The organism is Piscirickettsia litoralis, assembly GCF_001720395.1.
Lineage (GTDB): Bacteria > Pseudomonadota > Gammaproteobacteria > Piscirickettsiales > Piscirickettsiaceae > Piscirickettsia > Piscirickettsia litoralis.
Window position 1 is genome coordinate 2488363 of sequence record NZ_MDTU01000001.1, and the last position, 22339, is coordinate 2510701.

General features: G+C 41.9%; 21 protein-coding genes, 1 tRNA gene and 1 pseudogene. 10 read left to right on the top strand and 13 right to left on the bottom strand.

Annotated elements, in window-relative coordinates:
* Positions 1-197 precede the first annotated feature (197 nt).
* On the bottom strand, positions 198-1163 hold the full coding sequence (locus BGC07_RS12430; RefSeq protein ID WP_069313372.1) for a lipase/acyltransferase domain-containing protein: 966 nt from the start codon (positions 1161-1163) through the stop codon (positions 198-200).
* A gap of 319 nt (positions 1164-1482) precedes the next feature.
* Here BGC07_RS12430 and BGC07_RS12435 point away from each other — a divergent pair, with 319 nt between their 5' ends.
* On the top strand, positions 1483-2268 hold the full coding sequence (locus tag BGC07_RS12435) for a class I SAM-dependent methyltransferase (RefSeq protein WP_069313373.1): 786 nt from the start codon (positions 1483-1485) through the stop codon (positions 2266-2268).
* A 119-nt stretch (positions 2269-2387) separates the two neighbouring features.
* Here the strand turns inward: BGC07_RS12435 and BGC07_RS12440 are convergent, their stop codons facing one another.
* The 8 genes from BGC07_RS12440 to BGC07_RS12475 form a co-directional block, all read right to left on the bottom strand.
* On the bottom strand, positions 2388-3089 hold the full coding sequence (locus BGC07_RS12440) for a 5'-methylthioadenosine/adenosylhomocysteine nucleosidase (RefSeq protein WP_069313374.1): 702 nt from the start codon (positions 3087-3089) through the stop codon (positions 2388-2390).
* Between the two features lie 69 nt (positions 3090-3158).
* The gene (gene ychF / locus BGC07_RS12445; protein WP_069313375.1) at positions 3159-4250 is read right to left on the bottom strand and encodes a redox-regulated ATPase YchF; all 1092 of its coding nucleotides are present in this window, start codon (positions 4248-4250) and stop codon (positions 3159-3161) included.
* A gap of 66 nt (positions 4251-4316) precedes the next feature.
* Entirely contained in the window at positions 4317-4898 is a 582-nt protein-coding gene (pth, locus tag BGC07_RS12450) for an aminoacyl-tRNA hydrolase (protein WP_069313376.1), read from the bottom strand.
* 6 nt (positions 4899-4904) lie between these two features.
* Entirely contained in the window at positions 4905-5543 is a 639-nt protein-coding gene (locus BGC07_RS12455; RefSeq protein ID WP_069313377.1) for a 50S ribosomal protein L25/general stress protein Ctc, read from the bottom strand.
* Between the two features lie 85 nt (positions 5544-5628).
* Positions 5629-6564 (bottom strand): ribose-phosphate pyrophosphokinase, encoded by a 936-nt coding sequence (locus BGC07_RS12460; protein WP_069313378.1) that lies wholly within the window; start codon positions 6562-6564, stop codon positions 5629-5631.
* 77 nt (positions 6565-6641) lie between these two features.
* A tRNA-Gln gene (locus tag BGC07_RS12465) sits at positions 6642-6716 on the bottom strand.
* 153 nt (positions 6717-6869) lie between these two features.
* Positions 6870-7556, bottom strand: coding sequence for a lipoprotein insertase outer membrane protein LolB (gene lolB, locus BGC07_RS12470; RefSeq protein WP_235603153.1), 687 nt, complete (start codon positions 7554-7556; stop codon positions 6870-6872).
* Between the two features lie 127 nt (positions 7557-7683).
* On the bottom strand, positions 7684-8340 hold the full coding sequence (locus tag BGC07_RS12475) for a hypothetical protein (protein WP_069313379.1): 657 nt from the start codon (positions 8338-8340) through the stop codon (positions 7684-7686).
* Positions 8341-8504: 164 nt separating this feature from the next.
* Here BGC07_RS12475 and hemA point away from each other — a divergent pair.
* The 3 genes and pseudogenes from hemA (at position 8505) to prmC (ending at position 11695) form a co-directional block, all read left to right on the top strand.
* A pseudogene (gene hemA / locus BGC07_RS12480) lies at positions 8505-9763 on the top strand (glutamyl-tRNA reductase).
* Positions 9760-10845, top strand: coding sequence for a peptide chain release factor 1 (gene prfA, locus BGC07_RS12485; protein ID WP_069313380.1), 1086 nt, complete (start codon positions 9760-9762; stop codon positions 10843-10845). Before hemA ends, prfA begins: the two are co-directional and overlap by 4 nt.
* Positions 10838-11695: a peptide chain release factor N(5)-glutamine methyltransferase gene (gene prmC / locus BGC07_RS12490; RefSeq protein ID WP_069313381.1), complete on the top strand. Its 858-nt coding sequence runs from the start codon at positions 10838-10840 to the stop codon at positions 11693-11695. Before prfA ends, prmC begins: the two co-directional genes overlap by 8 nt.
* Positions 11696-11703: 8 nt before the next feature.
* Here the strand turns inward: prmC and BGC07_RS12495 are convergent, their stop codons facing one another.
* Entirely contained in the window at positions 11704-12924 is a 1221-nt protein-coding gene (locus tag BGC07_RS12495) for a multidrug effflux MFS transporter (RefSeq protein ID WP_069313382.1), read from the bottom strand.
* Between the two features lie 862 nt (positions 12925-13786).
* On the opposite strand from BGC07_RS12495, the gene BGC07_RS12500 reads away from it, so the two are divergent.
* Together BGC07_RS12500 and BGC07_RS19535 are read left to right on the top strand one after the other, a co-directional pair.
* Complete coding sequence (locus BGC07_RS12500; RefSeq protein ID WP_139121692.1) at positions 13787-15034, top strand: hypothetical protein; 1248 nt, start codon at positions 13787-13789, stop codon at positions 15032-15034.
* Positions 15035-15484: 450 nt separating this feature from the next.
* A complete protein-coding gene (locus BGC07_RS19535; RefSeq protein ID WP_077216898.1) occupies positions 15485-15862 on the top strand; it encodes a response regulator in 378 nt (125 codons plus the stop codon).
* Positions 15863-15953: 91 nt separating this feature from the next.
* Here BGC07_RS19535 and hmpA read toward each other — a convergent pair whose 3' ends face one another.
* Positions 15954-17138 carry an NO-inducible flavohemoprotein gene (hmpA, locus tag BGC07_RS12510; protein WP_069313384.1) on the bottom strand — a complete coding sequence of 395 codons (1185 nt, stop codon included), beginning with the start codon at positions 17136-17138 and terminating at the stop codon, positions 15954-15956.
* Positions 17139-17222: 84 nt separating this feature from the next.
* Between hmpA and BGC07_RS12515 the strand changes: the two genes are divergently transcribed.
* Entirely contained in the window at positions 17223-17663 is a 441-nt protein-coding gene (locus tag BGC07_RS12515; RefSeq protein WP_069313385.1) for an Rrf2 family transcriptional regulator, read from the top strand.
* Positions 17664-17697: 34 nt separating this feature from the next.
* On the opposite strand, the gene BGC07_RS12520 is transcribed toward BGC07_RS12515, so the two are convergent.
* Together BGC07_RS12520 and BGC07_RS12525 are read right to left on the bottom strand one after the other, a co-directional pair.
* Positions 17698-18741 (bottom strand): SIS domain-containing protein, encoded by a 1044-nt coding sequence (locus BGC07_RS12520; RefSeq protein ID WP_069313386.1) that lies wholly within the window; start codon positions 18739-18741, stop codon positions 17698-17700.
* Positions 18742-18755: 14 nt separating this feature from the next.
* Positions 18756-20147 carry a sugar porter family MFS transporter gene (locus BGC07_RS12525; RefSeq protein ID WP_069313387.1) on the bottom strand — a complete coding sequence of 464 codons (1392 nt, stop codon included), beginning with the start codon at positions 20145-20147 and terminating at the stop codon, positions 18756-18758.
* Positions 20148-20324: 177 nt separating this feature from the next.
* Between BGC07_RS12525 and BGC07_RS12530 the strand changes: the two genes are divergently transcribed.
* Genes BGC07_RS12530 through BGC07_RS22445 form a run of 3 tightly spaced genes read left to right on the top strand, consistent with a single transcriptional unit; the run spans position 20325 to position 22093 of the window.
* On the top strand, positions 20325-21233 hold the full coding sequence (locus BGC07_RS12530; RefSeq protein ID WP_069313388.1) for a BadF/BadG/BcrA/BcrD ATPase family protein: 909 nt from the start codon (positions 20325-20327) through the stop codon (positions 21231-21233).
* Position 21234: 1 nt separating this feature from the next.
* Positions 21235-21603 carry a PIG-L family deacetylase gene (locus BGC07_RS22440; protein WP_235603154.1) on the top strand — a complete coding sequence of 123 codons (369 nt, stop codon included), beginning with the start codon at positions 21235-21237 and terminating at the stop codon, positions 21601-21603.
* Positions 21604-21646: 43 nt separating this feature from the next.
* A complete protein-coding gene (locus tag BGC07_RS22445; protein WP_235603155.1) occupies positions 21647-22093 on the top strand; it encodes a hypothetical protein in 447 nt (148 codons plus the stop codon).
* Positions 22094-22339: the final 246 nt, after the last annotated feature.

The following is a 22339-nucleotide window of genomic DNA, read 5'->3' on the forward strand; positions in this document are numbered from 1 at the left end:
ACTTTTCCTGGGTTGGGCTGGGACTTTGCATTGCAACTTTTATATTAATCCTTCCGGTAAGAAAACTAATAAGTAACAAAGACTGAGTTTTTTAACAAATATATAATACTAATAGAAAATAATTACATTAGTAATAATTACCCCTATTAACTCAGGGGTTTATTATTGTTTTATTAATTCATGCTATGTTAGTAATTTTATTTTGTTGTTTTTTTATTTTCTATGAAGTTTAATAATAAGCTAGAAACTTCAGGGGTTCTTAAATAGCCGTAAACCTCATGTGGGTTTTTAACTGTTTTATTTGTTTTGTGTGAGGTGTATTGATATTCATTTTTAACAAATATATCTTCTACAACCACACCTTTACGATTTTTATAGTAAAAGAGTCGTAAACGGCTGTAACAGGCAAGGTCATCCGGATCGACAATATTGAACCAAGAATTAACTGCTGTAGGTGTCCTTAATATGCGTCTAGCATGGCCATGTTCAGTGTCTAGATAAGGGTTTGTGCGGAAAACTGAATAGGTTAGCGGAGCGCCTATAGTTATAAAGAGTTCTATATTAATATTAGGTAAAAAAGAGCGGATATTTCGTAATGCATCGTAAGCGATAACAGCACCCATTGAATGAGCTAGAATTAAGATTCTTTTTCCTTGATGCTGCCTGATTTTTTCAATGAATTCTTTAATTAAAATATTGCGAAGGCTAGATTGTTGATTGCTATGACTGTGAATGGTAACCTTCTCATTATAGTAAAATTCAACTTCTCTGAGTATTTTTTGTGACACCCAGGAAGAAATGCGATTGTAGCGCTGCAAGAAATTAAGAGTACGTCGAAACACAAATTGGGATAAAGTTTGCCTGCCTTTGCTGACGCCAAATAGTCGAGGCTTATAATAAGTAAACGAATTTTGCTCTGCTTCTTTATAAGGGTTGTGATTATAGAGTTTATCAAAGCGATAACGCTCATCATTATGCAAAGGGTATTTGTAAATTAAATCTGCCCAATAATGCAGTTTAAAGTTAAACTCAGGCTCAACTTGACAGTTCTTTCGTAATCCCTCTAGTATGGCTTGTTTCCACCAATTTTCAGCGACTTCAGCGCTGTTTTTATTTTTTAAGCCGTGAATGGCAATGATAATACTGTCTTCTTTTAAGCCCATATTATTCACCCATAGCAGTTATTTATAGTTATTGATTATTAGCTATTAATATAACTCATTCAGAAAATAAAGTTCAATCAGGTGTCTTGGCTGGGTAAGGTATTTTAATCATTTAATAATATTGAATTTTGTTGAAAGCATTTGGCTGATGTGGGGTGATGGGCTAGGGGGTAGGTTTTAGAGAGTAGATGCTTTATTTTTAATTTTTTCGAAAGAACCGAAGTGGGTATACTTAACTTTTGCTATGTTTTTTTCTTAGTTTGACTAAGCAAGCCAGATACAGTATATCTGTGATATTTATTTGATATGAGCACTGATTATGGCAGACTTAAAGAAAATTATCGCTGAATATCCAGAAGAGTATTGCTTATTACTAGAAGAGTCTTATGGTAAAGGCATGATGTCTGAAGGAGGGGATGAGGCTGTAGCAGCCATGTTCCAACAGACTGACTTAAAAGGGAAAAAGCTACTTGATATCGGTTTTGGTTTGGGAGGCGTGGCATTTTACCTGGCAGAGCATTATCAGGCAGAAGTATCTGGTATTGAGGTTAATCCTTGGCTTGCAGAAGAAGCAACACGCCGTGCACCTGACTCATTAAAGCACTTATTGCATTTTACTGCCTACCAACAGCCACCCTTACTGCCTTTTGAAGATAATCACTTTGATGTAGTGTATAGCAAGGGGGTACTTACGCATTTAGATGATAAATTGCCTTTATTTAAAGAAATTTATCGAGTGTTAAAGCCAGGTGGGGAGCTGGTGATTGATGACTGGTTAAGCCCTAGCAAAAACCAATGGGGTGCGCGTCTGCAAACCATGTGCGAGATGGAAAATTTGACTTTATTTGCTGAAACAGAAGAAGGCTATAAAAATTTATTATTATCCGCTGGTTTTTCCAAATTACAAATGCGTGATGAGAATAAAAATTATGCTAGGTATAATCAAAATATTGTTGATTCTTTAAAACTATTGGAAGATAAAAAAGGCTTTGATCAACGTTTTGGTGAGAATGCACTGCAAGAGACGATTGATGCTTATCAAATGATTGCAGACTCGATTAAAGAGAATGAATTATTAATTCGTTGGTTTCGGTGTAAAAAGTAATGTTGTTCAAGCAAGGGGTGTGATGAAAGTGTTGAGGCCAGGATTGCTATGGCCTTATGAATATCGTAAAGACGGCTTCGTCACTCACTTGTGGGAGTGACGAATTTTATTTTTACTAGTTAATTTATTTTTGAACGCTGCTTAAAAAATTCACTAATAAAGTGAGTGTATTTTTTAGAAGCCGTTTGAATATTTGCACTAAAGTCTTTTTCTTGATCATCGGTGCCAGCGATGTCTGAAACTGCGCGGATGAATAAGGCAGGGACATTGGCATGGAAACAGACCTGGCCGACAGCTGCCGCTTCCATCTCTCCGGCATATAAATTGTTAATATTGGTTTTAGCGCGGTCGATTAAAAAGGGTGTGCTTAAAAAAGAGTCACCCGTTGCAATTGTGCCAATATAATGAGTAAGGTCGGCTTGTTGACAGGTTTGCTCAGCCAAAATTTTTGCTTGCGCATCAGGTTCGAAGTGGGTGGGTAAGCCTGGAATTTGGCCGTAAGCATAACCAAAGCCTGTGACATCGACATCATTGTGCAATACTTTGTCTGCGATAATGATATCACCGATATTTAAGCCATCGTGAAAGCCACCGGCGGTTCCGGTATTGATGATTAAACTGGGTTTGAAACGCTCGATAAGTAAAGTCGTTGCCATTGCCGCATTGACCTTGCCGATTTTAGTTTGGACGACAATAGCGCTTTCACCGTGAATATTCGCTTCATGAAATAAGAAGTTATTAATTTCATGAGTTTTGCCAGTCGTATATTCTTTCAGAAGTTGGACTTCCTCTTCCATAGCGACTAGAACTGCGATTGTCATAAAATACCCTCGTTAAATATTATCTGTAAATAAAAAAGAGCGCTAGGCGCTCCTTCGCTGTTTTATCGTTTAAACGTTAAACCTAAAATGCATGACATCACCATCTTGGACGATGTAGTCCTTACCTTCTAAGCGCCATTTGCCGGCTTCTTTACAGCCAGCCTCGCCATTGTATTGAATAAAATCATCATAGCCCATGACTTCTGCGCGGATAAAACCCTTTTCAAAGTCCGTGTGGATACGTCCAGCTGATTGTGGGCAGGTGGCACCGATATGTACGGTCCAAGCGCGCACTTCTTTGGGGCCGGCGGTAAAGAAAGTTTGTAGGGTGAGTAGGTCATAGCCTGCACGAATCACGCGGTTAAGTCCAGGCTCTTCTAAGCCTAAATCTTGAATAAACTCGGCCTTTTCTTCTTCATCGAGGACGGCAATTTCAGCTTCAATGGCCGCACAGATGGGTACGACGATAGCCCCTTCCTTTTTAGCAAGTTCTCTGACGGCATCGAGATGAGTATTATTGTCAAAGCCATCTTCGTTGACGTTAGCAATGTACATGGTTGGCTTTGAGGTTAAAAATTGCAGTAGGCCGTAGGTCTGTGAATTTTCTGTATCTTCGCTGAAAGTGCGCACAGGGTGGCCTTCTTCAACGTGAGCTTTTAAGCGCTGCATTAGCTCTAAGTCTTGCTTGGCTTCTTTATTTGCACTTTTAGCAATTTTTTGCAGGCGCTGGCAGGCACGCTCAAGCATTTCCATATCGGCCAGCAATAATTCAGTATTGATAACGTCGATATCATCCAGTGGGTTGATTTTACCTTCGACGTGGACAATATCTTCATTTTCAAAGCAGCGGACGACATGTGCAATGGCATCGGTTTCGCGGATATTGGCCAAGAATTTATTACCCAAGCCTTCACCTTTGGACGCGCCTTTTACCAAGCCTGCAATGTCAACGAATTCCATCGTTGTTGGGATGACTTGTTGAGGATTAATGATGCCAGCGAGCTTGTCCAGACGTAAGTCAGGAACAGGCACGACACCGGTATTTGGCTCGATAGTGCAAAATGGATAATTCGCTGCATCGATTTCAGCTTGAGTAAGTGCATTAAAAAGTGTTGATTTACCGACATTAGGCAGACCAACGATACCACATTTAAAACCCATGATCGTCTCTATAAATAAATTAACTAATTAAAAATCTGTTATTCGCTGTGTATTGTAACGAATTTGCTAGCGGCTGTGTAGAGCATTCATCGCTTTTGCCGTCTGCCCTGAGATAAGTTCGGCGAGGACCTCGAAACTGGCGTCAATGCTTTGTAGGATAAGCGTGTGTTCTGGCTTAGAAGGGGCTTTAAGGACGAAATTAACCACTTGAGACTTATTGCCAGGATGGCCGATACCGATGCGCAGGCGTTGAAAGTCTTTGGTGCCAAGTTGTGCAGCAATGTCTCTTAAGCCATTATGGCCGCCATGACCACCACCGCTTTTTAGGCGGGCTGTGCCTGGAGGAAGATCAAGCTCATCATGAACGACGAGAATTTGCTCGGGGGGAATCTTATAAAAATGGCTGCAGGCTTTAACAGCTAGACCCGATCGATTCATAAAGGTTGTTGGAATCAGTAACTGGGCGTTACCTAAGCTGGATGCGTTAAGACGAGAAGCTAAGCCGTGAAACTTAGCTTCAGGGCGCAAAGCAGCGTGATACTGCTCTGCCAGCTGTTCAACAAACCATGCACCTGCATTATGTCGCGTTTTTTCATATTCAGACCCTGGATTGCCAAGGCCGACAATGAGCTTTACAGGCGCATTCATGGTTTATTATTCCTCAGCAGTTCCCTCATCGCTTGCTGCTGGAGTATCTGTAGCATCATCATCGCTAACGACTTTGTTTGCTTTGATAGCAGCAATCGCGTGATCGTGGTCATCACCTTGTACCAGTGCACTTAAAGTAACACCTTTTGGTACATTGATGTCAGAGAGGTGCAAGGTTTGACCAAGCTCAACTTTAGCCATGTCGACTTCGATGAACTCAGGTAAGTCAGATGGCAAGCAGGTGATTTCAACCTCTGATGCGTAGTGCTCTACGTGTCCACCCAATTTCACTGCAACTTCTTCGTTGGTGTAGTGTAAAGGAATCGACATATGAAGTTTAGATTTAGCATCAACGCGTTGGAAGTCTAAGTGAGTGACTTTAGGCTTGTATGGGTGGCGTTGCATGTCTTTTAAGATCACTTTCTCTTTTTTACCATCAACATCTAAGGTTAAGATCTGAGTGTAAAAGTGCTCATGCTCTTCAACTTGTAAGATTAAGTTGTGAGAGATGGCAATCGACATAGGATCTTTGCTACCACCGTAGATAATCGCAGGAACTTGGTCTGCAATACGACGTAGGCGGCGGCTCGCACCTTTCCCCTTGTCCTGACGTGCAACCGCAGGTAATTCGATAGGTTGTGACATAACTGTCTCCAAAAACGTAAGTTAAAAAAAAGCTGTTGCTTCGCGACCAAAGCAACAGCGCGTTATTATAGTGAAAAATAATATTTTATTCAACAAACATCGAGCTGATTGACTCTTCATGACAAACGCGACGAATGGCCTCAGAAAGCATCGGTGCTAGAGATAATTGCTTAATTCTAGAGCAATTTTTAGCTTCTTCGGTCAATGGAATCGTATCTGTGACAACAAGCTCGGTAAGGCTCGAGTTTTCGATATTGGCAATGGCATTGCCTGAAAGAACCGGATGAACGCAATAGGCAGAGACATTGGTCGCGCCTTGTTCACGTAGCGCCTCAGCCGCTTTACAGAGTGTGCCTGCGGTATCGACGATATCATCAACGAGTATACAATCACGGCCTTTAACATCACCGATAATGTGCATAATGCGCGCTTCATTGGCACGCGGACGGCGTTTATCGATGATGGCAAGATCAGCGTTGTTTAGGCGTTTGGCAAAGCCACGTGCACGAGCCACACCGCCGACATCAGGAGAGACGACGACAGGGTCGATTAGGTTCTTATCTAATACATGGTCCAGTAATACCGGAGAACCATAGACATTATCATGAGGAATATGGAAAAAGCCTTGAATCTGCTCAGCATGAATATCCACCGTCATTACACGGTTTATACCGACACCGGCGAGCATATCTGCGACAACTTTTGCAGTAATGGGTACGCGAGAAGAGCGTGTACGACGATCTTGGCGTGCGTAGCCGTAGTAGGGGATGACCGCGGTGATGCGTCCTGCCGATGAGCGGCGTAGTGCATCAGCTAAGATCATCACTTCCATTAAGTGATCATTGGCAGGAGAACTTGTTGGTTGCAAGATGAAAACATCATTACCGCGGACGTTCTCTAAAATTTCTGTAGAAATTTCACCGTCACTAAAACAGTTGATTTTGGCATCGCCTAGGGGAATGTGTAAGTGCTTTGCAATTTTATTAGCAAGTTCAGGATGAGCATTGCCGGTAAAGAGCATTAGTTTGGACACGCTGAGCTTCCTCTTGAGAGTGTAAGGGGATCGGGTTTAGTCAGTATGTTAAATCTAAAGAAAAATGGCTGGGGTACCTGGATTCGAACCAGGGGATGCCGGCATCAAAAGCCGGTGCCTTACCGCTTGGCGATACCCCACCTAAATGCGCAATTTCATGGTCCTTTGCGCAAGTGACGGTATTTTACTGTGTGTGTTAGCTCTCTGTCAAACCTTTGTCACATTTTTGTCATAATTTTATAAAAGATGAATATTACTCATTGGTTTTTTAATTCAGTCTTTGATTTAGTCTGTTATTTTTGCGCAAACGCCTGCCAGTCACTGATGGCGATTTTTAGCCAAAGGCGCTGGTTTTTTAAGCGAATCAGTGTCGGTAAAGGTAAGCCATCACGCCATTGATAACGCAGATAGTTTATTTGCCAGCCGGCTTGTTGCAAGCTCGCGAGTCGACCATAAATATCCAGGGTTTTCTGATAAGAAGCATTTGGATCGGCTAATCCGCGTACCCAGTAATAAAGCCCTTTCACCGGTAGGCTCCAGCCGAGCAGGTTTTGCATGAGGAGCTGGGCAGAACTGGCGTGCGTTGTTTTGCCATGACTATCCGTAAAACTATATTCACCTTGTCTGTGAATCAGGCGGACTTCGCCGATGCCTAAAGGTCCTGAAAGGCTGATTTGATAGCTGTGAGGCCCTTGTTGGGTCCAGTTGAGGTTGGCTTGTTCGGCTTGCTGGTGATAACGGACGGCGGCGATGCCTTGTAATTGCCAGTGTGTTTTTGGGGTGAGCTGTTGTTGATAGTGCTGCCAGGCGATGTTTTTATCTTTAGGAATTGGCGGTGCGGAGGTGTTTAGTGTCGTTGCACAGGCGCTAAGTAGGCCGATCAGTGTAGATAAAAATGTTAACTTTATGAAATTTATAAATTTTATTTTTTTTGATTGTAATTGTATAAGCGGGAGTGGGGATTTGAGTCGCATTATCATTGTTATTCGGCCTAAGTTAAATGCTAGTTGTTTTGGCTTGTTTGATTTCTAGTCTTTCTATCAGTGTATCGCGTTGTTTTATTGATATCATTAAAAATAGCTGGTCCAATGGGTTTATCTGCAAATTTTAGTTCGGATGGATTTGGCTTTTAAAGCTTAAGGCTGCGGGCCAATTGGGATGTTTTATTAGAATATCATGGAGTATATTACGGGCTAAAGTAGGCTGTTCGCTATAGATAAACTTTGCGATGATCAAAGCGGCTTCGGGGTGAAAACTTTGTTGTTTATAAAGCTCACTGAAAAGAAAGGTCAGGTTGCTTTGCTCAATTTCGGTAGACTCTTCTGTGACAAGTTTCAAATAGGGTTGTGCTTTTTTAGTGCTTGTAATACGGGCAAGATAAGGCAAAGCTTGCTTGTAGTTTTCACTGGAAATCAGCATGAGGACAACCAGCGCTTGAGGTCTTGGATTAGTTGGCGTTTGGTTTGCCCAAATAATCGCAGGTTCTAGTGCCATATCCGGTTGATTCAGCTCTAAAGCAAGCCGTGTTGTATGGGCCGCTAATTTTTTATTCCGACTGCTCAAAGTCGTGTTATGATAATGCCGCAATGCGAGCTCATAATGGCCGCGCTGGTAAGCGACTTCGGCGATGAGTAGCTTATGAAGATCTTCGGTGGCAAAGTTAGGCTTAGCCGAAGAGGGTGACTTAGCAGTGTACTGTTCTGCACCGGTGCCACAGGCATAGCATAAGGTTGCAAGACCGATTAAGGCATAGTGTTTGAACACAGTTACCTCTATCTGCTTTTAAGAGGGCCATGTTGTTATATCGGCTACAGGTGGAGGGAACTTGACTTTGGGTAAATGCTGGGGTGGCGTTTGAACGAAGTTAAGCTAGGGCTGCTAAAGTAAAGATATTGAGTATAAATATTTGATAAGTTGAACGTTGAACGATGCAATTGTTTGTTTTAGGGGTGAATTACACAAATGCGCCGCTGGCTGTGCGAGAGCAGGTGGGCATTGTGGAAAGCGAGCTTGCTGATTTTTTACAATCAGCCCTCGCAAGTGGTCAGGTGAAAGGCTTGATCGCTGTATCGACCTGTAATCGTACTGAGTTGTACTGTCAGGCTGAAGACGTTAATGCTGTTCGACGTTGGTGGACGCATGCCAGTGGTTTAGAAAACTTAAGTGATTACCTGTACTGCTATTGCGCTGCGGATGCCGTACAGCATTTAATGCAAGTCGCGTGTGGCTTAGATTCTTTGATTTTGGGTGAGCCGCAGATTTTGGGGCAGCTTAAAGCCGCGTTTTCCATCGCTCAACAGGCCAGGGTGACAACGCCCGTGTTGGAGCGATTATTTCAGCACTCCTTCTCCGCAGCTAAACGGGTGCGCACTGAGACCGCTGTGGGAGCTTGCCCTGTATCCATTGCCTTTACAGCCGTGCGCCTGAGTCAGAAAATGTTTAGTAACTTGAGTGAAACCACTGTATTGGTTGTGGGGGCTGGAGATACGGCTCAACTGGTTGCACGTCATCTAAAAGAGTATGGTGTGGGTCGACTGATCATCACGAATCGTACATTAACGCGCGCTCAGGCCTTAGCAGCAAAAGTCGATGGTGAAGCCATTGATTTAACTGAGCTGTCGACTTATTTGCCCGCGGCCAATATTGTTGTTACAGCAACAGGCAGTCGCGACCCGATTATTAGCCGGGTGACGGTCGAGCAGGCACTGAGCCTACGTGACCATAATAGTGACATATTGATGGTTGACCTTGCGGTGCCGAGAGATGTCTCTGCTGATGTGAATGAATGCTCGGGCGTACACTTACATACGGTTGATGATTTGCAGCAGGTGATCCAAGAGAGTAAGCAGAGTCGCGAACGAGCAGCGCTTGAGGCTCAAAAGATGATCAGTGAAGAGACGGATGAGTTTTATGCCTGGTGTCGCTCTTTGCAGGCCTCTGATGTCATTAGTGATTATCGAGGTCAGGTGCTGGAAGTACGTGATTTATTGGTTGCAGAAGCCCTGCTTGCCTTAAAAATGGCCAATTGCCTGAAAATGTCATTGAAACCTTGGGTCATCGTTTGGTGAATAAAGTGATGCATACCCCGAGTGTGCGTTTGCGTGAAGCTGCCCGTGATGGTCGTTATGAATTTGTTTCTTATGCCTCTGAATTACTCGGGGTGGATAAAAAAGATCGGATACTATGAAAGCATCAATACAAGAAAAATTATTAACTGTTCAAGAGCGTTATCAAGAATTAGAAGTACTACTCGGTGATCCAGAGGTGATCGGCCAACAAAATACCTTTCGTGAGTATTCAAAGGAATACGCCCAGCTTGAGCCAATTGTAAAGTGTTTTGAAGAATACTTGCAGGCTCAAGATAGCTTAGAAACTGCGGAGCAAATGCTTTTAGATGACGATCCTGAAATGCGTGAGATGGCACAAGAAGAGATTAAAGTCGCTAATGAAAGCTGTGAGCAGCTTGCCATAGAGCTACAAAAACTCATGTTGCCCAAGGATCCGCATGATGATAGCAATGTTTTCTTAGAGGTACGTGCTGGAACGGGTGGCGATGAAGCGGCGATTTTCGCTGGTGATTTATTTCGCATGTATAGTCGCTATGCTGAAAATAATCGCTGGCAAGTTGAGCTGATTTCTGAGCGCGAAGGCGATCATGGAGGCTATAAAGAGGTGATTGTCCGTGTTATTGGCACAGGCGCATACTCTAAGCTGAAATTTGAGTCTGGCGCACATCGGGTGCAACGTGTTCCAGCGACAGAATCACAGGGCCGTGTTCATACCTCGGCGTGTACGGTGGCGATTATGCCAGAAGTAGATTCTGTTGATGAAATTGAAATTAACACCAATGATTTGCGTATTGATACTTTCAGAGCATCCGGTGCGGGTGGTCAGCACGTTAATAAAACCGATTCGGCGATTCGGATTACCCACTTGCCAACTGGTGTTGTTGTTGAATGCCAGGATGAGCGTTCTCAGCATAAAAATAAGGCAAAAGCTCTTGCTTTGTTACAATCTCGTTTACTTACTGCTGAGCAATCGCGTCAGCAAGCAGAGCAAGCAGAGGAGCGTCGAAATCTTGTCGGTTCTGGAGATCGTTCTGAGCGGATTCGAACTTATAATTACCCACAAGGGCGTATTACCGATCATAGAATTAATTTAACCCTCTATAAGCTTGATGAAGTCATGGAAGGAGATTTAGCTGAAATTATTGGCAGCCTAATTCAAGAGCATCAGGCTGACCTTTTAGCGAGCATGGAAGGTGCCTAATTCTTCTGTTACGATTCAAGCAGCTTTGGCCAAGGCGAGTTTAAAACTAGCGAAATTAACAAAGACTAATGCTGATGGGCGATTCGAAGCCGAGTTATTACTCGGCTTTGCCTTGGGTAAAAACCGTTCATTTTTGCGAGCGTTTGATGAAACCATATTAACAGTCAATCAATATCAGCAATTTATAAACTATATTGAGCGTCGTGAGCAGGGCGAGCCGATTGCTTACATTTTAGGAGAACGTGAGTTTTGGTCGTTGCCTTTTAAAGTGACAGCGGCAACATTGATTCCACGGGCCGATACGGAAGTTCTTGTCGAATATGTTTTAACGCACCTAGCTAAAAAAGAGAATTTGAGAATAGTTGACTTAGGAACTGGAACCGGGGCGATTGGTTGCGCTTTAGCGCATAGCCGACCGAACTGGCAGCTTGAAGCTGTTGATTTTTCTCGCGCGGCTTTGAGTGTTGCCAAAGAAAATGCCGAGCGCTTAGGCTTAAACAATATTAAGTTTCATTATGGTTCTTGGTGTGAGCCATTGAGTGGCTTTTATGATGCTATCGTATCAAACCCACCTTATATAGAAGAGCAAGACCAGCATTTAGAGCAAGGGGATTTGCGTTTTGAGCCTCGTACAGCGCTTGCTTCGGGTGAGCAGGGTTTGGATGATATCGAGTTGATTATTGATCAGGCCCCGGCTTTTTTAAACCCTCGTGGTCTACTGGCTTTAGAGCATGGTTATCAACAAGGATTAGCAGTACAAAGCCTGCTTAAAAAAGCAGGCTTTATCAATATTAAAACGGTACAAGACTTATCGGGGCAAGACAGAGTCACTGTGGCCTATCAGCTCTGATGAGGGTCTCAGCTGGCCGTCTCGCTGGCGTGATGTAGTTTATTCCACTGCAACCATACTAAAATAATGGTACTGATGACTGCGAGTGTGAAGATGAAAATCGCAACCGGTGTGATCGTCCCTGTAAATAGCATGCCTGCGAGGGCGACAAATAACGCGGCAGAACATAGGCGAAACGCATTGCATAAGGCGGAGGCAATGCCTTTCACCTCAGGGATAACTTCCATATAATTGCCAAACACAATGGTGATCATCAAAGCAATGCCACCTGCGAAAATAGACATCGTTACTGTGGTGAGTATTGCTGAGTTAGGGGCAAATAATCCAGTTAATAGCAATAGTGTTGCGCCAATTGCTAAAGCAATGGTGCTGTAATGTAACGCTTTTTTCATGCCCAAAAAATGAATAATCCGCCCACAGAGAACACTGACCAGGGCAAAAGCGAGTAATACAGCACCCTGATAATATGGGAATACAGCTTCAGAAATATGCAAATGATTGACAAAAATCAATGATAAGCCTGAAATGTAAACCATATAAGCGCCGAAAGCACAGCAGATAATGAGTAAATAGCCGAGAGACTCCGTATTAGTGATCAGTCGGTAATAACCTTTTAAAATAGACTTAATGTGCAAGGGCGCTCTGTCTTCTTTATGCAGGGACTCTTTAATTAAGAAAACCGCGAGAATTAATGCAAGCACTGCAATTAGGGCTAGGAAAAGGAAGTTTGCGCGCCAGCCGAATTGAACATGAATAAAGCCACCGGCTAAGGGCGAACCTGCCATAACAACGGTGATGATGCTGTTTAGTATGCCTAAAATACGGGCAGCTTCTTCTTTGCTATATAAGTCGAATATCATCGCACCTGGTACGACAAAGCAGGTACTGCTGCCAACACCTTCGATAAAGCGCCAAAAAATAATACCGTTCAATGAAGGCGAAAATAAGCAGCCGAGCGCGCCAATAGTAAAGATGACCAGACCAAGAAGTAAGATGGGTTTGCGACCATAGCTATCTGAGAGTGGCCCATAAAATAAGCTGGAGATGCATAAGCCTAAGAAGTTCATGCTGATCAGTAGCTGAATTTGATCAGAGGAGGCTGAATAATAGCTTTGCATCGCTGGTAAGCTTGGGATAAATAAGTCGGTTTCAATTGCTGCGGCAATGACGGCAATAACAGCAACGAATAGTGTGAGTTTTGCGCGGTTACGCGAAGGTGTAGCACCCATGGTGGAAACTCCAATCATTGTTATAATTGACAAAAGAGCAGACTAACTAAGCTTGATGATTCTGGATGCAAACAGAATTAAGCATGATGGCTAGCTGTTTTTGTAACCTACGAAGAACCCTTTACCTTAAAAGTATATGAAGAATTTTTAATTCACTTATATGTTTTTATTAAGGCATGAAGAAAAAATCTAACATAAATACAGATAAAGTCAAAATTATATTTTGTGATGATTTTTGACTGCATTGCTTTTATTATAAATTACATGTACATCTTGGTGGGAGGTCAGAGATCAAATCGCTATGTATCTCACTTACAGGCTTAACTAATTATGTGGCTAGTCAATATTGGTTTTGTTGCCTTTGTTGCATGCCGTTAACAGGGGCATAAGAGTGACAGGTGGTTTGGCTTTAGGTTGGCAATTCCTGTTCGAAGGGTTCTCGATAAAACTCCTTTTGTAACTCGTTTTTCTGGAGTTAGTAATAATTGTAGAGTGCTAGTGAATATGACGTAATTTTTTGTGGTAGCCCTGTGGAAAGCTGTAGTTGCTGCGGTTATATTATGGGGTATGAAAAAATCACAATCTAGGTGTTAATTGCACTGCCTAACTTGCAGTAAAGTTTAAATGGTTTTACCATTGTCAAGCATAGAAATAAGGTGTAGGCAATCGGACGATCAGCAGTTATATAGAAAATAAAATAATTGTAAAGTATGAAGTTTATCATTTTGGATGAAGGCTATAAATATTGTCATATTATAAATATTTGGTGCGTTTAATTAACATTTTTAAATGTTGGAGGAAATAAATGTCATTTTTTAAAAGATTATTTAATCACAGGGTCCTGCTTGTCACGAGTGCACTGGTGATTGTAAATGTACATGGCTATGCTTTAAAAAAACAGACTTATATAAAACCCATTGTTGTTAGTGTTTCTAATAGCTTTTATGATGGGCCAGCTATTTCAGACTCAGGTCAGCAGTTAGTCTTTAGGGGTAATCAAAAAAATAAACCTGTGATTTATTTAAGTCAGCTAAAGCAAGGCAACTGGTCTGCTCCTCAGGCGATTATTACAACATCAACAGCTATTAAAGGCGCTGGTGCACACTTTGTTAATTTTGCAAAAGCATCGCAATCGGGAGGGTCTGTTAACTTTAATGGCCCGATGATAGAAAATAATATTATAACGTTTGCCGCTCAGCTGAATAATGGTAAAACAGGTGTTTTTTATGCTCAATACTTAAATAAACACTGGGAAACTGCGTTAATACGCCAAACGGGTGATAAGATTGGAAAATATTCTATTGCGTCATTCGATGCACCTTATGTTAGTCAAGGTCATATTTACTTTTTAACAAAGTTAAAAAACACAAAAAACAAAGATCAATCAATTAAAGCCGTATTAGAGTTTAACCCTAATATTAATAAATTAGCTGAAGTTGCTATTTCAAAATTAAGCTCACAAAAGGGTTTGCATGATTTTTGGGATATGTCAGTGAATAGTGGTCAGTTTGCATTAAGGGCAACAATAGATAAAAAGCAGAATAAGCAAAATGTGTATGTCTATAATGATAAACATGTGTTTTCCCCTGTCTTTTCTTTAAATAAGCATTTTAAAAACATATCATTTGGTGGGCCAACCTACTTTAGGTATAGTCATCATGATTATGTTGCTAACCTGGTCCTTTTCCATAAAGGTAAAAAAATATCATCGTATAAAATCTATACTAATATCATCCCTAATTTTCCTTGGATTAAATCAGGTGACTCAGTGGGTAATAGCACTTTTGAGCTCGTAGGCAACCCAACACTTTCTATTCACAATGGTGTGGCATCAATGGTCTTTCAAGGTGTTACTAAAGTTAAAAGTGATAATAATCAAACACGTGTTGGTGCATTTTTAACGTCGTTTAAATTGCCAAAAGGCAACCAGAAATCAGAAATAAGTATCAAACCTATTATTGTTTCTGGTGATAAAATTCCGGATTTAGGCACGGTTAATAAGGTATTAGTCGGTCCTGTCAGCTTGAGGAATAATACGGCTGTATTAAGTGTTGAGCTAAAATCTAATAAATATGCATTGCTTATTATCAATATAAATGAAGATAAATAAATAGTAATTTGTAATTATTTTGTATTTTTAGGGCTGTTGTAAAACAGGAGCTTCTTTTTTTAGTGGTTGCCTTTTTATTTTAAATAGAAAGAACAGTGGGGTGGAAAGTCAATAGTGAAAGAGTATGTATCTTATTAGTTGCTATGGTGCAATTCTAAGCAAGTTAAAAATAACTTAGAGTTTTATCCATGCCTCATAATCACGTCGTTAAATTTGGCAGGAATGCTTCAGGTAATCAGTGTGATAAATGCAAAAATACAGGATGTGATTAAGAAAAACAGATCTTTTTGCATAGCTAATTTCTTGATTGTAAGCTTTTATCAAGTTCCCTGAGTCATTGTCTAATTGATTAGAGCGGCTTGTCGCTAATTTTCTTGGAGCAGGCAACCTGCTGAAATATTGCTATATTTAATACGTATATGGGTGGAAATCAGTGTGACGGGATAGGTTATGGCATACAATGTGATGATCATCGATGATGATTTAAAAGGAGACCAAGCCAGCTTGCATAAGGCTTTGGATGGCAGTGAGTTTTACATTGTTGCAGAAGGTTCTCATGCGAAAGATGTTGAGCCGTTAGAAGAAAAGTATCACCCAGACATCTTGATTTTAAACATACAAATGCGTCGTGTTGCTTTGGACATGATTAAAGAAATTTTACAGGTGCACCCAAACCAGCTAATCGTCGTATCTGCCGGAAGTGATGATGATGAGTATATTGAGCAGGCGTTCAGAATGGGTGCCGCAGGTTATTTTATTCAAAAGCATACGGCGGTATTATTGCGGACAATTTTGAAAAACATCATGCTGAGCAAAACAAAAAGATAACATTTTTTTGCTCAGCACTACTTATTACTTTTCCCTATAACTGAGTATTTTCTGAAAGGCTGTTGCTTGGCTTGTGCACCTAAATTACTTTTTAGTTGTTGATCTCTTCTAAAGGTCCAAAGTATTCATAATGAATTGCACTTTCGTCAATAGAAAGCTCTTTGAGTAGTTGGAAAATATGCTTCATAAAATTTGCAGAGCCACAAAGATAAAATTCGGCTTTTGTGTTAGGTAATTTCTCTTTGAGCCAGTCTTTAGTGATATAGCCCTTTAGGTCACATTCATCGTCGTCTAAGGGTTGGTCATAACAGCTGTAGGTTGTTAAAGTTGCTTGATATTGAGAGCTATAGTCTGCAAGTTGTTTTTTAAAAGTATGGGTTTGGCTATTTTCTGTCGCGTGAATAAAAGTTATTTGTGTACTGGGGTTTTGATTAAGTGCTTTTTCAAGCATAGTAAATAAAGGGGTGATTCCAATGCCACCGCTGATGAGTACGATAGGCTTGTCAGTATTTTCTAGGGTGAAATTTCCTTTTGGTGCGGCGAGTTCGATCGTGTCATTAATATTAATGCGATCATGCAGTAAAGGGGTGAGGTGGCCTTGTTTTTCACGTTTTACACTGATTCGATAATGATCATCATGGTAAGCTGAAGAGAGACTGTAATTACGAGTCACTGTTGTGCCGTCTAGTTGAGCACGTAAGGCGATATATTGGCCGGATTGAAAATTAATGATGGGTTGATTATCTTCCGGATGTAGATAAAAAGAATAAACATCATCTGACTCTTTGATTTTATTTTTAATAATAAAGCGCCTAAAGCCATTCCAGCCACCAATCTGATTTCTATCATGCTGGTAAAGCTCTTCTTCCCTATTGATGAAGATATTGGCAAGAAAGAGATAGGCTTCTGTCCAGGCGTCAATAATTTCTGTTGTTGCAGCGTCTTTGAGCACATCTTTGACTGCATCGATTAAGCATTCTGCAACAATATCATAATGCTCAGGTCGTACGCTTAAAGAAGCGTGCTTTTGTGCAATGAGCTCAACTGCATCGCCAAGAGCTTCTAAATTATCAATATTGGCAGCGTAGGCATAAATAGAGTTCGCGAGTGCGCGTGGTTGTTGTTTTGTTGCTTGGTGAGATTGATTAAAAAGAGTTTTAGTTTCAGGATAGCGTTCGAACATGATTTCGTACATGCGCAATGTAATGGTTAAACCGTGCTCTTTCATGACTGGAGCGGTTGCTTTGACGATGTTTTTTGTTTGTTCAGACAGCATATTTTTCACCCCTTAAACATGCATTTGAAATGACTGTTTTAATAATGTATCTTAAATACATGTTCATAGCAAGGCCGAGTTATAATGCAATTAACACAATTTACTGATTACTCATTACGGGTATTAATTTTTCTGGCATGCAAAAAAGAGAGTAGCTCGATTGATGAAATCAGTAAAAATTATGACTTATCAGTTAACCATATGCGTAAGGTGATTCATAAGCTCGGCCAGCTTGGCTATATTCAGACGTCTCGAGGCAAAGGGGGTGGGGTTAAACTTTTGCAACGCCCCGAAAATATTAACCTAGGAGTGGTGATCAGGCAGCTTGAGCCAAACTTCGATTTGGTTGAATGTTTTACGCATGCAAGGCCAGGTTGTAAAATATCACCTGCATGTCGTTTAAAAGAGATATTGGCAGAAGCTTTAAATAGTTTTTTGGCAGTGTTTGAGGCTTATAGTTTAGCGGATGTATTAAGCCAAGAAGAAGAGCTAGTTAAGCTCTTCGGTTTTTCTTTGAATAAATAAAAAACAAGCCGAACGGCGCAGCGCCTGGTGTTATTTACTTTGTTGAGGTCACTTTAGATAAGTTTAATGGCTCATCTGGATTAAAACCACGTAGTCTGGCGAGTTGCTCTATAAACACATAAAAGCTTTGGATGGTGACTAATGGATCAAGCAATGGATGCAAGCTATCGGGTAAAGCAGTAACTTCTTTGCTGTAATCTTTTAATAAATTTAACTGATCAAGGTTACCGGCGGTCGCTGTAACAGGTTGTGCTCCTGTTTGTTGAATGCGTTTAATTAAATTTATCATTTGTTCTTGCGAAGCATCTTTATGGACGAAAGAAAGCACGGGATAATTATCTTGCACTAGGGCAAAAGGGCCGTGCAAAACCTCAGCGCCGCTAAAGGCTTCGGCATGCAATATCGCAGTTTCTTTGCACTTTAGTGCTGCTTCTTGAGCGATGGGATATTGGTAACCACGGCCGACAATTAGCGTTGTTTTAGCGTCTTTAAAGATGGGCAGGCTATGGCTCCAATCAGTGCCTAGCGCTAAATTTAATTGCTCAGGCAAACTTGATAAAGGCAATTTAGCCTGCGGAGAAAGTTTAGAGGCGAGCTGTAATAATGCACTTAAGGCGCCGATATAACTTTTGGTTGCTGCGACTGATTTTTCTTCACTGGCATGAATAGGAATAATAAACTCAGCCAAGTCGGCAAGTGGTGAGTTGACTTGATTAACGATGGCAATGGTTGTTGCGCCTTGCTTTTTGGCATGAGTCATCATCTCGCATAAATCAGCACTTTGACCAGATTGAGAAATGCCAATGACGAGAGCGTGCTTGAGTTGCAAGTTAGCTTGGTACAGTGTGCGAGTTGAAGGTGCCGCCGAGGCGGTGACTAGACCATGTTGGGTTTCTAATAGGTATTTAGCAAAAGTACAGGCATGATCTGAACTGCCACGGCCGATGGTGAGTGCAAATTGCGGGTGGCGATTTTTGATGGCTGTTGCGATATCTTGCCAAAGTGTACTATTTTCTTTGAGTTGCTTTTCTACACAGAGTGGGGCATAACGTGTTTCTTCGGCCATAAAAGTGGTCATGGTGAATTGCTTCCTTAGGTGCTTGCTTGTTGGGCTGTAAGTGAAGGGCCGTTTTCGCTATAACTGCTTTCGATTTCTTCTAAGCTTTTGCCTTTAGATTCTGGCATTTTAAAGTAGGCTAAGTAAAAGTAAATGACAGTAAAGAGGCCGCACATGATAAAAATACCACCATAACCGATATGGTTGACCAGAGGTAAGAAGCTGGATGCAAGAACGGTTGAGGCCAGTGAGTTCAATGATAGGGCAATCGCCATGCCGATGCTACGAATGGAGTTGGGTAGTAGCTCTGAGAGGACAATCCAGACAACAACGCCAGGGCCGATAGCAAAAAATAAGATGTAAAGGTGTAAGCCGATCCCGATAATAATGCCTTTGGTCATGCCCTCAGGGAGGTAGATAAAGGCAAAGCCAGATAACACTAGAGCAATTGCGACGCCTGCGGTACCGATGCTAAGTAAGGGTTTTCTACCCACTTTGTCGACAAGTAGCATGGCGATGATGGTAATAATGAAGTTAACGACAGTGATCCAAATACTGCCTGAAATGGCGGATAAGTCGGAATGCAAGCCTGCGCCTTTTAAGATTGTTGCGCTAAATTGTAAAATAGTATTGATGCCGGTGAGTTGGTTTAAAATAGCAACACCGAAAACTAGCATTAGCGGATAAATAAATTTACGTTGGAACAGGGCGCCGATGGAGGCCGAGCCGCTTTTTTTATGGCTATTGCAGATTAAGTCGAGCTCTTGGGAGGCGCTTTCTTTAGAGTAGACCTGTTCAAGTGAATGACGGGCTTGTTTGATATTGCCTTTGAAGACGAGCCAGCGCGGTGATTTAGGTAAAAAGAGCAGGCCAATGCCTAAGATAACCGCGGGAATTCCTGAGCTTAGAAACATCATGTGCCAGCTAATGCCTGCTTTGGCAAAGAAGTAAGCGATGACGTTGGCAAGTAAAATCCCTGCCGTTAATAAGACCTGAAAAGAGCATACGCCACGCCCACGCAAGTGTTTAGGAGCGACTTCGCTAAGATATAATGGGATGATAATGGTGATAATGCCAACACCGATGCCCTGGATAACCCGTCCCATCAGTAACAAGTCATAGTTATTGGCAGTAGCAAGGAAGGCGACGCCGACTAAAAAGATAATAACTGCGGTGATCATCATGTTCTTTCGGCCAAAGCGATCGGCAAGGTAGCCGGTGACCAGAGTTGAGAGTGCGCCACCACCTAGAACAGCAGCCACAATCAGTGAGGTTTCGGTAGCTGACATGTTGATATCATGTTCTATATATAGAAGTGCGCCATTGATAATGCCGATGTCATAGCCATATAATATGCCGCCTATTGCAGCAAAGAAGGTGATAAATAAAGAAAAAGAGGAAGATTTAGCGTGTGCTGGCGTATTCATCGGGATTAACTCTTCATTGAAATGAACGGTGTGATTAGTAAAACTACTAGAGTTTATGACACACATCAAGGGTATTTTTTACCATTGTAGAAAATTTACCGAAATACTACGCTTGGAAAACATTTTGTTTTAAGATTAGTTTGAGTCTCTCGATAAAATTTTTAGTGAAGGAAAAGCATGGGAAGTCATTGCTACATCAGTGTGGATGGGGGCGGAACCTCGACGCGTGTGAGAATCTATGATAACAAAGGGCAGGTCCTCGGTGAGTCAGTGCAAGGCGCTTCCAATATTTCTATTTGTGTTTCTCAGGCGATGCACATGCTAACTTTAGCCATTAATGAGGCGAAGTCTCAAGCAGGGCTTGCTTTAGATGTAAAATTGCCGATAGGGCTTGGTATTGCTGGCCTAGAGGTGCCAAAGGCGCGCCATGCGTTTTTAGAGCAAGTGCATGCTTTAGGCTCACAAGTTGTTGTTCAGTCGGACGCGCATACCGCTTGTTTGGGAGGGCATAATGGTGAGAATGGAGCAATTTTTGTATTGGGTACTGGTTGTATCGGCTGGTTAGTCGATGATGATGGCGTTGAGCATATTGGGGGGTATGGCTTTCCCTTGGATGATCGAGCTGGCGGCTCAGGCATTGGCTTAGCGGCTTTACAAGTCACCTTGCGCTTTTTAGATCATCGTGAGGAGCCTTCATACCTGGTCGAATCTATCGCGCAAAAATTTAATAATAACATTTCTGAGCTGGCTGAGTTTGGCGTTAATGCGAGTAAAACTGAATTCGCTCGTTTTGCTCCGGATGTCTTCGATGCCTTTGAGCAACATGACCCTTATGCAAAGAATATTATCAAGACAGTAATTGACGAAGTAGAGGTGATGATAGGGCAATTATATCAACATAGCAGTCAAAATTTACCCCTGTGTTTGTTAGGCGGTTTGGCGCACAAATTTAGTCCATTATTAAACCCGGTTATTCAAGAGCGCTTGGTGGAGCCTCGGGGCGATGCGCTGTGGGGTGGCTATAAGATGATAAAAGCGCATGTTATGTCTGGGGGTGATCAATCTGCCCGTTTATTAGGTATTTAAGATGATGAAATTTAATCAATCTGCAGCAGATTTATTTATTCCTGATGGTGCTTCTATAGAGGAAGCGTTACAACGCACTAGTCATTTAGCGATCGCAGCCCATCAAGATGATATTGAAATTCTTGCGTTTCATGGCATCGCCGAATGTTACCAAAGCCCAGGGAAGTGGTTTGGTGGTGTGGTGGTCACTGATGGGGGGGGCAGCCCTCGCACAGGTGCGTATGCTGCATATAGTGATAACCAAATGAAAGAAATTCGTGCTAAAGAGCAACGTGATGCAGCAGCATTAGGCGAATATAGTGCACAATTCCAACTTGCCTATCCGAGTGCTATCGTTAAAAAACACGTCAGCGTTGCCCTTAATTGGTGAGTTAGAAGAGATTTTAACAAAGACGCAACCTGAAGTGGTCTATATGCATAACCCCATGGATAAGCATGATACTCATGTCGCTGTTTTTTTACGTACCTTAGCTGCTTTGCGCCGTTTGCCAAAAGAAAGCTGGCCGAAATCCATTTATGCCTGTGAAGTATGGCGAGATTTGGATTGGGTCTGTGATGAGGAAAAAATAGCTTTAAAATCGGATGAACCAAAAGAGTTAGCGCTGTCTTTATTGAAGGTGTTTGATTCACAGGTCAGTGGTGGTAAACGCTATGATCAGGCGGTATTAGGGCGGCGTCTCGCTCATGCAACCTTCTCTAGCTCTCATCGAGTCGATGAGGTGAAAGGAGTGACTTATGCGGTTGATGTGAGGCCGTTATTAGAAAATCCGCTGTTATCTGTCGAAGAGTATGTGCAGGGATTTATTCAGCGCTTTAATGAACATGTGACTGGGACGCTCAAGGGGTTATCAATAAGCTAGCCGTTTGGTGAGGTTTGTTTTGATTCTTTGGTAATTAACCCTGCCAATTGATATTTTTTTGAAACAGCGAGATAGCTTCTAGATGCCATTTAAGGGTTGGGCCGTTGAAGTGATGTGCCAGCCCACAGACAACACATTGATGTTGACACTATATTGACTCGGTAAAATGCCTGCGTTAGAAATGGGTACACATTGTGCTGAATTTAGCTTGGATACTGATTATTTTAAGAGGGTGAAGAAAAAGTT

Coding starts and splice junctions, on each gene's coding strand:
- ychF (WP_069313375.1), bottom strand. CDS start 4,250: ATGGGTTTTAAATGTGGTATCGTTGGTCTGCCTAATGTCGGTAAATCA.
- BGC07_RS12515 (WP_069313385.1), top strand. CDS start 17,223: ATGCAATTAACACAATTTACTGATTACTCATTACGGGTATTAATTTTT.
- pth (WP_069313376.1), bottom strand. CDS start 4,898: ATGAATGCGCCTGTAAAGCTCATTGTCGGCCTTGGCAATCCAGGGTCT.
- lolB (WP_235603153.1), bottom strand. CDS start 7,556: ATGATAATGCGACTCAAATCCCCACTCCCGCTTATACAATTACAATCA.
- BGC07_RS22445 (WP_235603155.1), top strand. CDS start 21,647: ATGCATAACCCCATGGATAAGCATGATACTCATGTCGCTGTTTTTTTA.
- BGC07_RS12520 (WP_069313386.1), bottom strand. CDS start 18,741: ATGACCACTTTTATGGCCGAAGAAACACGTTATGCCCCACTCTGTGTA.
- BGC07_RS22440 (WP_235603154.1), top strand. CDS start 21,235: ATGATGAAATTTAATCAATCTGCAGCAGATTTATTTATTCCTGATGGT.
- BGC07_RS12530 (WP_069313388.1), top strand. CDS start 20,325: ATGGGAAGTCATTGCTACATCAGTGTGGATGGGGGCGGAACCTCGACG.
- BGC07_RS19535 (WP_077216898.1), top strand. CDS start 15,485: ATGGCATACAATGTGATGATCATCGATGATGATTTAAAAGGAGACCAA.
- BGC07_RS12455 (WP_069313377.1), bottom strand. CDS start 5,543: ATGTCACAACCTATCGAATTACCTGCGGTTGCACGTCAGGACAAGGGG.
- prfA (WP_069313380.1), top strand. CDS start 9,760: ATGAAAGCATCAATACAAGAAAAATTATTAACTGTTCAAGAGCGTTAT.
- hmpA (WP_069313384.1), bottom strand. CDS start 17,138: ATGCTGTCTGAACAAACAAAAAACATCGTCAAAGCAACCGCTCCAGTC.
- BGC07_RS12430 (WP_069313372.1), bottom strand. CDS start 1,163: ATGGGCTTAAAAGAAGACAGTATTATCATTGCCATTCACGGCTTAAAA.
- BGC07_RS12495 (WP_069313382.1), bottom strand. CDS start 12,924: ATGGGTGCTACACCTTCGCGTAACCGCGCAAAACTCACACTATTCGTT.
- BGC07_RS12435 (WP_069313373.1), top strand. CDS start 1,483: ATGGCAGACTTAAAGAAAATTATCGCTGAATATCCAGAAGAGTATTGC.
- BGC07_RS12525 (WP_069313387.1), bottom strand. CDS start 20,147: ATGAATACGCCAGCACACGCTAAATCTTCCTCTTTTTCTTTATTTATC.
- BGC07_RS12460 (WP_069313378.1), bottom strand. CDS start 6,564: ATGCTCTTTACCGGCAATGCTCATCCTGAACTTGCTAATAAAATTGCA.
- BGC07_RS12440 (WP_069313374.1), bottom strand. CDS start 3,089: ATGACAATCGCAGTTCTAGTCGCTATGGAAGAGGAAGTCCAACTTCTG.